This is a genomic window from Aquamicrobium sp. LC103 (assembly GCF_001014615.2).
Taxonomy (GTDB): Bacteria; Pseudomonadota; Alphaproteobacteria; order Rhizobiales; family Rhizobiaceae; genus LBCQ02.
This window is the reverse complement of the sequence record NZ_LBCQ02000015.1, coordinates 160,931-174,779: the sequence shown is the minus strand read 5'-3', so window position 1 is coordinate 174,779 and position 13,849 is coordinate 160,931. Positions and strand designations below refer to the sequence as shown.

The following is a 13,849-nucleotide window of genomic DNA, read 5'->3' as shown; positions in this document are numbered from 1 at the left end:
GACACGGAAATGACGGCGCGGCCTTCGGCCGCGTCGTCGTCTTAGCGGGAGAAGTTTTATGCATTCATTGGCTTTGTTGACCAGGCTGCTTACCGCCGTAAGCCGGGTGGCGGTGGGCCTCTCGTTCTTCCTTCTGATCGTGGTTGTGACCATCCAGATCGTCACGCGGACCTTCGACCTCTACTCGCCGGTCTGGACCGAGGAGGCTTCCCGCTACCTGCTGCTCTACATGACCGCCTTCGGCGTGGGATTGTCGCTGGTCACCGGGGAACTCGTGAACGTCGATCTTCTTCAGGAAGCGGTGTCGGAGCGTATCGCCTGGTGGATGCGGCTGTTGTCCGCGGCATTGACCGCCGTTATCGGCGCGGCGATGATCTTCCCTGCCTGGAAGTTCACGCAGATCGGCGCTTTCCAGCGTGCGCCCAGCCTCCGCTGGTCGATGGACTATATCCATGCCAGCGTGCTCTTCCTTTCCATTCTTCTCTTTGTATTCGCTCTTGTCCGCGTGATCGGAATGCTCGCCGGCACGGATGACGGACGTCCTCAGCGTCCCGAGGAAATCTAGCACCATGGAACTTTTCCTGCTTCTCGCCACGTTCTTCGGAACGCTCGCCCTTGGCGTGCCGGTCGCTGTCTGCCTTGGCCTCGCCTCGCTTGCCTACATCGTCGCGGCGGGCCTCCCGGTCGTCATCATCCCGCAGCGCATGTATGCGGGTATGGACGTCTTCGTCCTTCTATGCATTCCGGGCTTCATCCTTGCCGGCAATCTCATGAACTATGGCGGTGTCACCGAGCGCATCATCCGCCTCGCCAATGCATTGGTGGGCTGGATGCGTGGCGGCCTCGCCATGGCCAATGTCGCCGATTCCATGATGTTCGGCGGCGTTTCCGGCACGGCCGTCGCGGACGTCGCGGCGACCGGCGGCGTGATGATTCCCGGCATGAAGAAGTCGGGCTATCCGGCAGATTTCTCCGCCGCCATCACCGCCGCGTCATCGACTGTGGGGCCGATGCTTCCGCCGAGCGTTCCGATGATCATCGTCGGCGCGCTTTCCGGCATTTCCGTGGGGCAGCTCTTCCTCGCCGGTGCGGTTCCGGGCATTCTCATGGGCATTGCGATGGGCATCACCTGCTACATCATTGCCGTGCGCCGCAACTACCCTCGCATGGAATGGAAGGGCTTCGGCGAGCTTTTCTCCGCCTTCTTCTCGGCCTTCTGGGCGCTGGCCATGATCGGCCTCATCATCGGCGGCCTGCTGACCGGCATCGCCACGCCGACCGAAACCGCCATCGTCGCGAGCATCTATGCCTTCGTCATCGGCGTCTTCGTCTATCGCGAGCTGCCTGTCTCCCGCATCCCGAAGATCATCATCGACAGCGCGGTCTCGTCGGCTGGTATCCTGGCGCTGGTCGGCTTCGCGAATGTGTTCGGCTCGATCCTCGCATCCGAGCGCATTCCGCAAATGGTCGTCGGCGCCGTGCTCTCGATCACGGACAACAAGATCCTCGTCATTCTCCTCATCAACTGCCTGCTGCTGATCGTCGGCATGTTCATGGAGACGATCGCGGCGCTGATCATCCTGTTCGTGCCGCTGCTCGCGCTGGCGACCAGCGTCGGCATCGATCCGCTGCACTTCGCGACCTTCGCCGTGCTGAACCTGATGATCGGCCTGACGACGCCGCCGGTGGGCGTGTGCCTCTTCGTTGCCTGCAACATCGCACGCATTCCGCTGCTGCCGGTCATCAAGGCGATCATCCCGTTCCTGATCTCCAACATTATCGTGCTGCTGCTGGTGTCCTACTATCCGCCTTTCGCGACCTGGCTGCCGAACACGCTGATGGGTAATTAGGAGACGGATCGATGAAGACGCGCGTCTTGAGACTGCACGGCATGGGCGACATCCGCGTCGAGGAACTCGACGTGGTCGAGCCGGGGCCGGGCGAGGTGCTGGTGGCCATGGGAGCGGGCGGCATATGTGGCTCAGACCTCCATTACTACCAGGATGGCGGCTTCGGTCCCATCCGGGTTTGCGAGCCGATCATCCTCGGGCACGAGGTTGCGGGCACCGTGAAGACGGTGGGCGAGGGGGTCGATGCCCTCTCGCCGGGCGACCGCGTCGCGGTCAATCCGAGCCGGCCATGCAACCACTGCCGCTACTGCCTCGAAGGTTTGCAACAGCATTGCCTGACCATGCGCTTTTTCGGCTCCGCCCTGCGCTTCCCGCACGAGCAGGGTGGCTTCCGCGACCTGATGGTGGTGGACGCCTATCAATGCGTGCCCGTGACGAATGAAGAAGTGAGCCTCGCCGAGGCGGCCTGTGCGGAGCCGCTCGCCGTCTGCCTCCATGCGCTGAACCGTGCAGGCGCCACGGCCGGCAACCTGGCGGGCAAGTCGGTCCTGGTGACGGGCGCGGGGCCGATCGGTGCACTCACCGTCGCTGCCCTACGTAACGCGGGGGCGCGGCGCATCGTCGTCACCGACCTTCAGGATGCGCCGCTCGCCGTCGCTCGCCGGATGGGCGCAGACGAGACGGTGAACGTGCTCTCCGAGCCGGACAGGCTCAAGGCCTACGCGGCCGACAAGGGCACGTTCGATGTCGCCTTTGAATGTTCGGCGGCCGCGCCCGCGATCAGTTCCGCCATCGCCGCAACGCGGCCGCAGGGGACGATCGTGGCGGTCGGCGTCGCCGGCGAGGTGTCCGTGCCGCTCAATTTGGTCGTCGGCAAGGAGGTAACGTTTGCAGGCACCCATCGCTTCGTGAGCGAATATGCGCAAGCCGTCGGGCTCATCGACGCACGGCGCATCGATGTGCGGCCGATCATCTCTGCCACACGTGATCTGAATGACGCGATTGCCGCCTTCGAGCTCGCTGCGGATCGTACGGAGGCCGTCAAGGTGCAGCTTTCCTTCGCTGCCTGACGAGCCCGACCCGCGCCGGCCGCCGCGTAGGTCAGCGCGGGCAGTAGGATTCGCGCCTGCCGGTCGGCAATTGTTCACGCCTTAATTCCTGGTAGGCGAACATATGGGCGCATAAGCGTTCTTATGGCCGTACGTATCTCCACGCGCGTCATGTCGCCTGCAGCAAAGCGGTTCCGTTCATGTGATTGGCCGGGCCTGGAATTCCCAGGTGGCGCCCCATGGTGAACCTGGCCCATAGCGCATCCTTTGATTCGAGTGATGAGGATGCACCATCAAAGACTGGGATCGAATATCTAGCAGTCGGAGGCTCAACCGAAATCGATTCTGAAAACCGAGCCCCTCTCTTTTCCCGGGCGGTAGCCGCTTTCGGCACCCATCGCGGTCGCGAGGCTACGGACGATGTAAAGGCCGAGGCCGGAGCCGCGAGGCCCGTTGAGTGGGCGGGATGCACCGCGGCGGAACTTGCCGAAGAGTTGGTCCCTCTCGTCCAGCGGAACGCCGATCCCTTCGTCGGCGATCTCGATGAATGCGCCATCCGCGATGCCGGTCCTCAGGCGAACCGTGGAACCGGCCGGCGAGAATCGGATCGCGTTGGAAATCAGATTGTCGAGAATCTGATCGAGGGCGTCCGGATCAACCATCGTCTGGACCAATGGCGACTGGCCCTCGACGATCAAGGTGACGCGTCCGCGCTCTGCCGCGGCACGCGCTCGACGAGCGGCGGTCTCGAGCATTTTTTCAAGGTCTCGGCATTGCAGCGTGCGCGGCGATCGGCTTTCGATCTCATGGGCTTCCAGCATTCTTCCGATGAGTCCCAGCATGCCGGCGATGCTGTTGCTCGCCTCCCGCAGCAAGTCCCGTAGGCTTGCGAGGGAGGAAGGGGGGCGGGCCGCGGCGAGGTCCAGCAGGTTTCCCAAGCCGAACAGAGGGCTTCGCAGGTCATGGGCTGCGATGGCCATCAGGCTGTTGAGCTCGGCATTGTGGGTGGCGAGGCGCTGATTGGCCTCGACCAGCGCCTCGTTCTGGGCGGCAATCTGGGCCCTTTGCTGGCGGTCGACCTCCTGCATGCGGTCGAGGCCTCGTCTGCCGAAAATACCCGCGACGACAGCCAGAGCCGTGTTGAAGGCGGCGACCACCTTTTCGAACAGCGAGACATCAAGTGTGGAAACCCAGAGAACGAAAAGGGCGAAGGTGGCGATGCCGATCACCGTGAAGCGGCGTGGCGGGATCAGGAAGAAGACCGCGCAAGCCAGATAGACCATGGCATAGCCACTTGGGATCCGGCCGCTCTGTGCGATGAAGTAGCCCGCGCCCTGCGAGCAGACCAGCGCGTAAATGACGAAGATTTCCGGCAGGTGCGAGACGGCATGGCTGGTTTCCCTTTGACCGCGACGCGACGCGACGATGAAGCCGATCGCGCCGATGCTGGCGACGACGGCAAGCAGGCCGAGGCCGGGGCTATCGCGAAAGAAACTGAATGTGCCTTCAACCGCCGCATTGAAAATCATGGCGATGGAGGCCAGTTCCACCCGTCGCAGATTGAGCCGAAACTTGCGGTCCGGCTCGTCGGCCCTGTCGCCGCCCAGGGGATCGAGCAGCCGCCGGATGCTCCAGGAAGTGACGCTCATCGTGGGTGGCGCCCCAGAACATGATCGCGCGCCAGTTCCTCTAGGTCGCGCAAGCTTTCGAGCTGCAGCTTGACCTTGATACGCTCGCAATATGTACCGACCGTCTTGATCGACAGCTTCAGCGCGTTTGCGATATCGCGGCTCGAGCTTCCTTCGCCGATCATCCTGAGCACCTGCAGCTCGCGATTGGAGAGTTGATCGATGCTTGTCTGCCGCGGATCCACGACGTTCGTCTCGAAAGCATCCACCAGCCGCTGGCGAACCGCTTCGCTGATGAAGGTCTCGCCGGCGGCGATCACATCGAGAGCCCGGCCGACAACCGCAAGGCCCTCGGATTTGGCGACGTAGCCCTTGGCTCCGGCCTGGATGGTGCGTCTTGCGAAGCGCCATTCGTTCTGGCTGGAATAGACGAGGATGCGCGCCGACGGGACGATCGCCGTCAGGTCCTGCAGAAGCTCGATGCCATCGCGGCCGCCAAGCACGAGATCGAGGATCACGAAGTCAGGCTGCAGCATCTCCGCCTGCTCTCGGGCGGATAGGCTGTCGGCGGCCTCGCCACAGATGATGTAGCGTGCATCCTGTTCGAACAGAAAGCGCAACCCGTAGAGCACGACGGGGTGGTCGTCGACGATGAGAACGCGGCCGGGCAGGTCAGTCAACGAAGTAATCCCAGGAAGACGAAGGCTCCTAACGATAGTACGCGAGATGCCGCGTCAGCCTAGCCTTTTCCGTCGCAGAAACAAAAATTTAGCGTTGTAGGTTCGCGCCCGACATACGTGTTTCCGGCACTCTTTTATATGAGGCGTGGGCGAATATTGGGCGGGGGGCCGCCGGTTTGCGTTCGAGATCTCGCGAGCTTCATCTTGCGATGCTCGTCCATCGCAAATGAGGCTGAAGCGCTGCTCAAATGCTGTCGCCGATGGTTAATCCGGAGCGCTTTCTCGTTTCAAGCGCCCGGCATGAGGGGCGCTCGATGCGGCATGGCCGGTTCCTGACGATCAACATGTTCCGGGTTCAGTCCCGAGCATGCACCGATACCGTGTTGCGGGCGGTCAAGGCCGGGCGCCGGTTTCTGCTCGGCCTCTTCTTCTTTGCAATTGCCGGCCTCGGATTCACGCAGGCCACCTGGGCGGCTTCAGCTGGCTGTACGGCCTTCAACAACCACTACGCCACAGGAACAATAATTTGGCTACACGGAGGGACAGAATACGTCGAGTTTCCAGGGTTTGATCCCGGCGACACCGTGTCCTGGCGCATAAGCATGCCCGTAGACGGCTACTTTGGGATAGGCGATCTGGAAGGTTATTACGGCCCCGTCAGTAATTCGAGCGGAAGCCACACGTTTTCGGCGAGTGACGCCGCTGCTGGCCTGACCTTGGAGTTGCAGGGCGTTGGCACAGGCGGCCAATCCGTCTTCATCCACAACTTCAGCTGCAGTCCCGTTGGCGGTTGGCCCCTCCTCACGTTGGCACCGGCGCCCGGCACGGCGCTCACCGCCGGCACGGTCAACCTTGCCTACAGCGACAACGCGATCTCCGCCACTGGCGGGTCCTCGGCGATTACCTATTCCGCCAGCGGTCTGCCGACCGGTCTCTCGATTAATGCTACGACCGGCGTCATCTCCGGCACCCCGACCCTGGCCGGTGACTACACGGTTACGGTGATGGCGACCGCCGGCGCGGACTCGGTTTCGCAAACCTATCCGCTTCACATCGGCGCGCAGCCCGTACTGTCGGTCGTCAGCGTGTCTGTCATGGAGGGCGATTCGGGCAGGACGTCCGCCGTCCTTGGAATAACGCTGACCGAGCCCGCTCCGGCAGGCGGCGTGAGCTTCCATATCGCCACCGCGGACGACACAGCCATCGCCGGTGAGGACTATGAGGCCACCAGTCGCACCGGCGCCATCGGTCCAGGATCGCGCGGCGTGTGGTTCTCCGTCGATATATTCGGGGATACCGTCGTTGAGCCAGACGAGAGGTTCTTCGTCAACGTCACCAACATCACCGGCGCAATCCCAGGCGACACCGTCGGCATTGTCACAATCCTGAACGACGATGTTGCACCCATGCCAAGGATGGGCAGCGTGACGCCGTACAGAGGCCACACCGCGGGCGGCACGACGGTGACCATCACCGGCACAGACTTGACGGACGCAACATCGGTCACCTTCGGTGGCGTAGCTGCCATAAGCTACACCGTCGACAGTTCCACTCGGATCACGGCGATTGCCCCAGCGCACGTTGCCGGCTTCGTCGATGTTTCGGTCATCACGCCGGGCGGGTCGGCAACGCTGGGGAGTGGCTTCGAGTATATCGGCCCACCGGCCATCACCTCGTTCAGCCCGAACACAGGCCCGACTACAGGTGGAACGCGGGTCATCGTCGAGGGCACCAACCTTGTCTATCCGAGCGTGACAGTCGGCGGCGTATCCACGCCACCACTTGCATGGACTTCCAACTCCATCCAGTTCGAAACGCCACCCCATTCCGCGGGAACTTTCGACATAGTCATTACCACGGAAGGCGGCAGCGTCACCGCCGGGGGTGGCTTCACCTATACCGACCCAGTGCCAATCACCCACCCGGTCAGTGCCTCGATGGCCTACGGCAGCGTCGAGAACCCGATCATGCTGCACATCACCGGCGGCACGCCGGACAGCGTGTCGATCGCGACCGCGGCGTCGCATGGTGCAGCGGTCGTCTCAGGGACGAACATCATTAGGTACACGCCCGGACCTGGCTATGCCGGGCCTGACAGCTTCACCTACACCGCCACCAACGGTGCTGGAACATCCGCGCCGGCGATGGTGACCATTAGGGTGAACCCACCCAGATTGAGCATGACCCCACCAACGGGCACCCTGACGCTCGACTACGGCCAGGAGTACAGCGAGACGTTCAGCGCCAGCGGTGGCGCAGAGCCATACAGCTATGCTTTGACAGGCACCCTGCCGGCCGGGCTTGGCTTCGATACAGGGACCGGCACGCTCTCGGGTACGCCGACCCAGATCGGCACCTTTCCATCGGTGACGGTGACCGCAACCGACAGTTCGACCGGCAGCGGCGCGCCGTTTTCAGTGGCCACCAGCTATACGGTGCACGTCAATCCGCCGACCATCACGCTCACCCCGGCCAGCCTGCCCAGCGGCACTGCGGGCACGGTCTACAGTGCAAACCTGACCGCAAGCGGAGGCATCGGGCCCTATACATATTCGGTGGACACGGGAGACCTGCCGCCTGGGCTGAATCTTGCCGATGACGGGACCTTGTCGGGTACGCCAACCGCCGCCGGCACGTTCGTTTTCAGGCTGCAGGCACGGGATGCCCACGGTCGGGTCGGAAGCCGCGCCTACACGATCGGCATCGCCCCGGTGCCGCCGCTCCCTGTCTTCGTCGCGCACCCCACCAACAGCACTATTCTCGTCGAGGGTAGCACGATGTTCTCCGCCACGGCCGTAAACGCGACCGGCTATCGGTGGCAGGTCATGACCGGGGGCGCCTTCACCGACATTTCGGACGGCGGCGTCTATTCGGGCACGACGCTCGGGACGCTGAGCATCACCGGGGCCGACGCCTCGATGAGTGGTTACATATATCGCGTCGTCGCCACCGGACCGGGCGGCAGCACTGCGTCCAACAGCGCCACACTGACGGTTGCCCCGCCGCTTGCCCTGGAGCCTCCCGTTGGCACAATTCTGGACGCAGGACAGGTCGGAACGGCTTATAGCGAAACCGCGATCAGCGCTTCCGGCGGCCTCGGCGCCATCACCTACGACGCCTTCGGGCTTCCGGACGGTCTCTCCATCGATTCCAGCACGGGGGCGATCACCGGCACACCGACGTCGGCCGGCACCCGCACGATTACCGTCACCGCGACCGCCACGACCCTGGGCGGAAGGGTCGGGGCCATCTACATTATCACCATCGCACCCGCGCCGCCTGTGGTTCTGACGCCGCCTGCGGGCACAACCCTAGCACCGGGCGCCGTCAATAGCCCATACAGCAACACATCGATCAGTGCGTCCGGCGGCGACGGCTCCATCACCTACGTCGCTTTCGGGTTTCCGGACGGCCTTGACATCGATGCGGCGTCCGGCGTGATCTCCGGCATCCCGACGGAGCACGGAACCTTCCCCATCACCGTCACCGCAATCGCGGCAGTCAGGGGTTCGGCGTCGGCAGGCTACACGCTGACGATCATCGACATGCCGGTGACCACCAACCCGGTAAGCGCCACCGTAGCCTACGGCAGCACAGCGAATCCGATCTCCTTGGACATCGCCGGCGGCACGCCCACATCGGTCGCCATCGCCGATGAACCCAGCCACGGGACGGCTACAGCCGTCGGCACCTCGATTACCTACATGCCGGAACCGGGCTATGCCGGGACGGACAGCTTCACCTACACCGCCGCCAACGACGCCGGCGCATCCGCGCCGGCAACGGTGACGATCACGGTGAGCCCCCCTGCATTGACCATATCGCCGGCTGCGGGCACGCTGGTGCTGGACTATGGCGTCGCCTATGGCGAGACCTTCAGTGCCGAGGGTGGCGCAGCGCCCTATGGCTATGCTTTGACTGGTGCTCTGCCGGCCGGGCTAAGCCTCAATACCACGACCGGCGTCTTGTCAGGCACGCCGACCCAGGTCGGCGATTTTCCAGTGACGGTCACGGCGACCGACAGTTCGACCGGGAGCGGCGCGCCGTTTTCGGTGGCCATCAGCTATACGGTGCACGTCAATCCGCCGACCATCACGCTCACCCCGGCCAGTCTGCCCGCCGGCACCGCAGGCACAGCCTACAATGAGACCCTGTCCGCCGACGGCGGCATCGGCCCCTACACATTCTCTGTGGAAAGCGGGGATCCGCCGCCCGGGCTGGACCTCGACGATAACGGGACCTTGTCGGGTACGCCGACCGCAAACGGCGCGTTCGTCTTCAGGCTGCAGGCGCAGGACGCCCACGGTCGAAGCGGAAGCCGCGCCTACACTCTGATCGTGAGCGGCGGGACGCTGACACTGGCGCCCTCGACGGTGCCCGACGGCACTGTCGGATCAACCTACCAAGAGAGCTTCAGTACCACCGGCGGGGTCTCGCCCTACAGCTACGCAATAACCGCCGGCGCCTTGCCGCCTGGGCTGGATCTCGACGACGACGGGACGTTGTCGGGCACGCCGACTGCCCCCGGCACGTTCAATTTCGACGTGACTGCCAGCGACGACAACGGCGGCACGCCGTCGATCACGACGGTAAGGTACGCGCTGTTCATTGTCTCGATCGACGCCACTCTGTCGGCTCTGGTGCTGAGTGAGGGGGCGCTGGACCCCGCTTTCGCGCCCGGCAACCCGACCTATACGGCGACGGTTCCCAACGCGACGGGGTCGATCACGGTCACCCCGACGGCGGCCGACGCCAATGCCACCATCATCGTCGACGGCTCGCCCGTCGCTTCGGGCGGGCAGTCCGGCGCGATCTCCCTCAATGTCGGGGCCAACACCATCACCACAATCGTCACCGCGCAGGACGGCACGACGACACGGACCTACACGGTGACGGTCACCCGCGCCGCCTCCGCGGACGCCACCCTGGCAGGTCTCGCTCCGAGTGTGGGGACATTCGATCCCGCTTTCGATCCGGCAACGACCAGCTATGTCGTGGCCGTCAACAATGCGACCAAAGAGATCGCGCTGACGCCGACCGCCGCCGAGCCGAATGCGACCATCACCGTTGCCGGGCAAGCGGTCGCCTCCGGCAGCGCCAGCCAGGCGATCGCGTTCGCCGTCGGCGCGACGGCGATCCCCGTCGTCGTCACCGCGCAGGACGGCACGACGATACGGACCTACACGGTGACGGTCGTCCGTGCCGCTTCCGCGGACGCCACCCTGGCAGGTCTTGCTCCGAGCGTCGGCATCCTCGATCCCACCTTCAATGCAGCAACGACCAGCTATGCGGTGGCCGTCGACAATGCGACCAAGGAGATCGCGCTGACGCCGACCGCCGCCGAGCCGAATGCGACCATCACCGTCGCCGGGCAAGCGGTTACCTCCGGCAGTGCCGGCCAGGCGATCGCGCTTACGGTCGGTGCAACGACGATCCCCATCGTCGTCACCGCCGAGGACGCCACGACGAGCCAGACCTACTTGGTGACAGTCACTCGCACGGCCTCCGCGAATGCCACCCTCGCGAGCTTGCTGCCGAGCGTCGGCGCGCTCGATCCGGCGTTCGATCCGGCAGGAACCGACTATGCCGTCGAGATCGACAACGCGATCGAGAGCGTTGCATTGACGCCGACGGCCGCCGAGCCGAATGCCACGATCACCGTCGCCGGGCAAGCAGTCGCTTCCGGCAGCGCCAGCCAAGCGGTCACGCTCGCCATCGGCGAAACGGCGATCCCCATCGTCGTCACGGCCGAGGACGGCAAGACGATGCGGACCTATACGGTGACAGTGATGCGCGCCGCCCTCGTGCGGCCGGATCCGTCTCTTGATCCGGAAGTCATCGGCCTCATCAACGCACAGACGAACACGGCGACACGCTTTGCCCAGAACCAGATACGCAACTTCCACAGCCGCCTCGAGCAGCTCCACGATGAGGGCGCGCGGCGCGCCTCGAGCATGAACATCCGGATCGGCATCACGCAGCACGATCCAGGTTCTGCCGAGCAGGCAATCGACCAACTGGTCGCCGACAGCCATTCCGCCGTTGCCGCGCCGCATGGGGCAGCGACGCCGGGGATGCTTGCCTATGGTCCGGAAGCCGGACGGATGCCCGACGGAGTAGGGGAGACGGGTCGTACCTCATCCTTCGTCGGTCCCGACCTTGGACCCTTCGCGGTCTGGTCCGGCGGCTTCGTCAACTTCGGTGAGCGCGACACTGGTGGCCTAGATCTCGACCACACCATGGTCGGCGTCTCGGGCGGCGTCGACTATCGCTTCTCCGAGCAATTCGTCGGTGGCGTCGGCATCGGCTATGGCCGGGATCGCACCGATATCGGCGAGAACGGCACGGAAAGCCGCGCCAATGCCTTCAGCGCGGCGCTCTATGGAAGCTATAAGCCCATCGACAACCTGTTCATCGATGGCCTGCTGGGCGGAAGTTGGCTGGACTTCGATTCCACCCGCTACGTCACCTCCAATGGCGCGTTCGCCACCGGCAACAGGAGCGGCAGACAGATCTTCGGCTCGCTTACCGCGGCCTATGAATTCCGCGACGAAACATGGTTGATCTCGCCCTATGGAACGGTCGCGTTCTCGCGCTCCTGGCTCGACGGGTTCACGGAGACCGGCGGGAATATCTACGGGCTCACCTATGGCGGGCAGACGGTCGACACGCTCTCCGGCGTCCTCGGCATCCGCGCCAATTATGCCTTCCGGATGGATTGGGGCCTGCTGACGCCAGGTGTCCGGGCCGAATACACGCGCGATTTCGCGGGGTCGTCACGAGCCAGCCTCGGCTACACCGACCTTGGCGGGCTGCCTCATGCGATCGACGTCGATCCGCAGATGCGAGATTTCGTGACGCTCGGTCTTTCGCTCGACATGCAGATCGAAAACGACTGGAGCCTGGGCTTCGATTATCGCACCAGCTTTGGTGGTTCGGGAAATCAGGACCACACCCTCGGTGCAAGGCTCGGCGCACGCTTCTGATGCTGGAATGGGGTCAAGCGCGGCCGCTCGCTGGCATGATCCGGATCAGGATCACTGCGCTGGCTCACGGCGACACCCGACAAGAGCCGAATGACGGCAGAGCGACGTATGCTTAAATCTTTGACGTTCTTCAATTGGCGGCGGGGCTTGCGCAAGCCGACATGTGGAAGACCGGCTGGGCTGGAATGCGTTTTTCGTTCGTCGCCTATTTGGTTCCCTTCATCTGGATCTATGATCCCGCCCTTCTGATGATCGGCAGCGTGACAGCCATCGTTATCGTAGCCGCATCAACCACAGCGGCGATCATGCTGGTGACCCGCTCCATGTCGATACGCCTCGATGGGGCGCTGAACTGGATCCGCTATCTCAGCTATTGGCTCGCGGCGATCGGGGTGGCATTGTCGCCAATCTTCTTCGGGGCAGAATCATTGATAGCCGGTTGCCTGGCGATTGCAGCGATGGCCTGGTGGGCGACGTGCTCATTTCTCTCGGTGCGGACAGAGCGTGAGTGCTAGCGGAAGGTTTAGGCGATGGCAGGAACTGAACTCGAACGGTCCCGGGTGGTGCCGGGTTCGAAACAGACCGGAGCTCTCTTACCTCGCCCCGGCCGCGCCAGGACACGACAGCCCGCCCAGTACCGACAGCGTCTTAAAGGATCTGCCATTCAACTTACGGAGAAGAATGCGACGGCCACACCAGACGCAGGAAAGGGAGAAACATGCCCTATATATTCAGCCGGCTCGCTGAAACCCGTTGCACGGTTGGAGAGTGCCCCGTCTGGGATGGAGGGCAAAACCGCCTGCTATGGACGGACATTCCTCATGGCCGCATATACGTTCACGACTTCAACAAAGACGAACTCTCTCATTGGGATTTCCCCGAGCGGGTCTGCTCGTTCGGACTGACGGATGATGATCGTCTGGTTGTTGCGCTGACATCGGGTGTCTACCTGTTCGATGTCCATAGTCACGCCCTGACACTTCTGGTGGACCCGGAACCCGAGCAGGGGGAGAAACGCCCTGCAAACCGCCTCAACGATGGGAAGGTCGGTCCGGATGGCGCCTTCTGGGTCGGCAGCATGCATGCTGGCGCCCCAACCGCAGCGCTCCATCGGGTCACGCCCGACGGGCGGTGCGAGCGCAAGGTGGAGGGACTTCATACGTCCAACGGCCTCGCATTTTCGCATGACGGGAGAGTGATGATTCACACGGATTCCCGTGGGGGATGGATCGACCGCTACGCTCTCGATCCTGCCACGGGCGAACTGAGCGGGCGTGCGCGCATCGCGACGCCTGGCGAGGCGGAGGGTCGCCCCGACGGAGGTGCCTTCGACCTCGAGGATTGCTATTGGAGCGCGGGCGTGTCGGCCGGGTGCATCAACCGCTACGACATGAGTGGACGGCTTTTGGAACGCATTCATGTACCGGTCAGGGCGCCTACCATGCCTTGTTTCGGCGGCCCCGATATGAAGACGCTGTTCTTCACGAGCCTGCGCCGCCCCGACGAAGCGGGAGATGAATGCGGGAACGTTTTCATGATGGAGGTCGATGTCGCCGGCGTACCCGTTGGCCGCTTCAAAGCCGGCGCATCGGCATAGCGGCCGACTTACCGCCGTCGAAACTCGGAACCAAGCACGAAAAAATCACACAGCAGCGC

At 63.7% G+C, this 13,849-nt stretch carries 8 protein-coding genes; 6 read left to right on the top strand and 2 right to left on the bottom strand.

The window, feature by feature from the left end:
* Window positions 1–58 precede the first annotated feature (58 nt).
* The 3 genes from XW59_RS25805 to XW59_RS25795 are packed head-to-tail and all read left to right on the top strand — an operon-like array spanning window position 59 to window position 2,920.
* Window positions 59–565 carry a TRAP transporter small permease subunit gene (locus XW59_RS25805; RefSeq protein ID WP_047148752.1) on the top strand — a complete coding sequence of 169 codons (507 nt, stop codon included), beginning with the start codon at window positions 59–61 and terminating at the stop codon, window positions 563–565.
* Window positions 566–569: 4 nt separating this feature from the next.
* A complete protein-coding gene (locus XW59_RS25800; RefSeq protein ID WP_047148751.1) occupies window positions 570–1,850 on the top strand; it encodes a TRAP transporter large permease in 1,281 nt (426 codons plus the stop codon).
* A gap of 11 nt (window positions 1,851–1,861) precedes the next feature.
* Window positions 1,862–2,920 (top strand): L-idonate 5-dehydrogenase, encoded by a 1,059-nt coding sequence (locus XW59_RS25795; RefSeq protein WP_047148750.1) that lies wholly within the window; start codon window positions 1,862–1,864, stop codon window positions 2,918–2,920.
* A gap of 308 nt (window positions 2,921–3,228) precedes the next feature.
* On the opposite strand, the gene XW59_RS25790 is transcribed toward XW59_RS25795, so the two are convergent.
* Together XW59_RS25790 and XW59_RS25785 are read right to left on the bottom strand one after the other, a co-directional pair.
* On the bottom strand, window positions 3,229–4,548 hold the full coding sequence (locus XW59_RS25790; protein WP_047148749.1) for a HAMP domain-containing sensor histidine kinase: 1,320 nt from the start codon (window positions 4,546–4,548) through the stop codon (window positions 3,229–3,231).
* On the bottom strand, window positions 4,545–5,207 hold the full coding sequence (locus tag XW59_RS25785) for a response regulator transcription factor (RefSeq protein ID WP_052958544.1): 663 nt from the start codon (window positions 5,205–5,207) through the stop codon (window positions 4,545–4,547). The genes XW59_RS25790 and XW59_RS25785 overlap by 4 nt, the downstream gene beginning before the upstream one ends.
* Before the next feature lie 248 nt (window positions 5,208–5,455).
* Between XW59_RS25785 and XW59_RS25780 the strand changes: the two genes are divergently transcribed.
* The 3 genes from XW59_RS25780 (at window position 5,456) to XW59_RS25770 (ending at window position 13,790) form a co-directional block, all read left to right on the top strand.
* Window positions 5,456–12,193 (top strand): putative Ig domain-containing protein, encoded by a 6,738-nt coding sequence (locus XW59_RS25780; protein WP_137327102.1) that lies wholly within the window; start codon window positions 5,456–5,458, stop codon window positions 12,191–12,193.
* A 161-nt stretch (window positions 12,194–12,354) separates the two neighbouring features.
* Window positions 12,355–12,708: a hypothetical protein gene (locus XW59_RS25775; RefSeq protein WP_047148747.1), complete on the top strand. Its 354-nt coding sequence runs from the start codon at window positions 12,355–12,357 to the stop codon at window positions 12,706–12,708.
* Between the two features lie 203 nt (window positions 12,709–12,911).
* Window positions 12,912–13,790, top strand: a complete 879-nt coding sequence (locus XW59_RS25770) for an SMP-30/gluconolactonase/LRE family protein (protein ID WP_047148746.1) — start codon at window positions 12,912–12,914, stop codon at window positions 13,788–13,790.
* Window positions 13,791–13,849: the final 59 nt, after the last annotated feature.

Coding starts and splice junctions, on each gene's coding strand:
- XW59_RS25805 (WP_047148752.1), top strand. CDS start 59: ATGCATTCATTGGCTTTGTTGACCAGGCTGCTTACCGCCGTAAGCCGG.
- XW59_RS25800 (WP_047148751.1), top strand. CDS start 570: ATGGAACTTTTCCTGCTTCTCGCCACGTTCTTCGGAACGCTCGCCCTT.
- XW59_RS25795 (WP_047148750.1), top strand. CDS start 1,862: ATGAAGACGCGCGTCTTGAGACTGCACGGCATGGGCGACATCCGCGTC.
- XW59_RS25790 (WP_047148749.1), bottom strand. CDS start 4,548: ATGAGCGTCACTTCCTGGAGCATCCGGCGGCTGCTCGATCCCCTGGGC.
- XW59_RS25780 (WP_137327102.1), top strand. CDS start 5,456: ATGCTGTCGCCGATGGTTAATCCGGAGCGCTTTCTCGTTTCAAGCGCC.
- XW59_RS25775 (WP_047148747.1), top strand. CDS start 12,355: ATGTGGAAGACCGGCTGGGCTGGAATGCGTTTTTCGTTCGTCGCCTAT.
- XW59_RS25770 (WP_047148746.1), top strand. CDS start 12,912: ATGCCCTATATATTCAGCCGGCTCGCTGAAACCCGTTGCACGGTTGGA.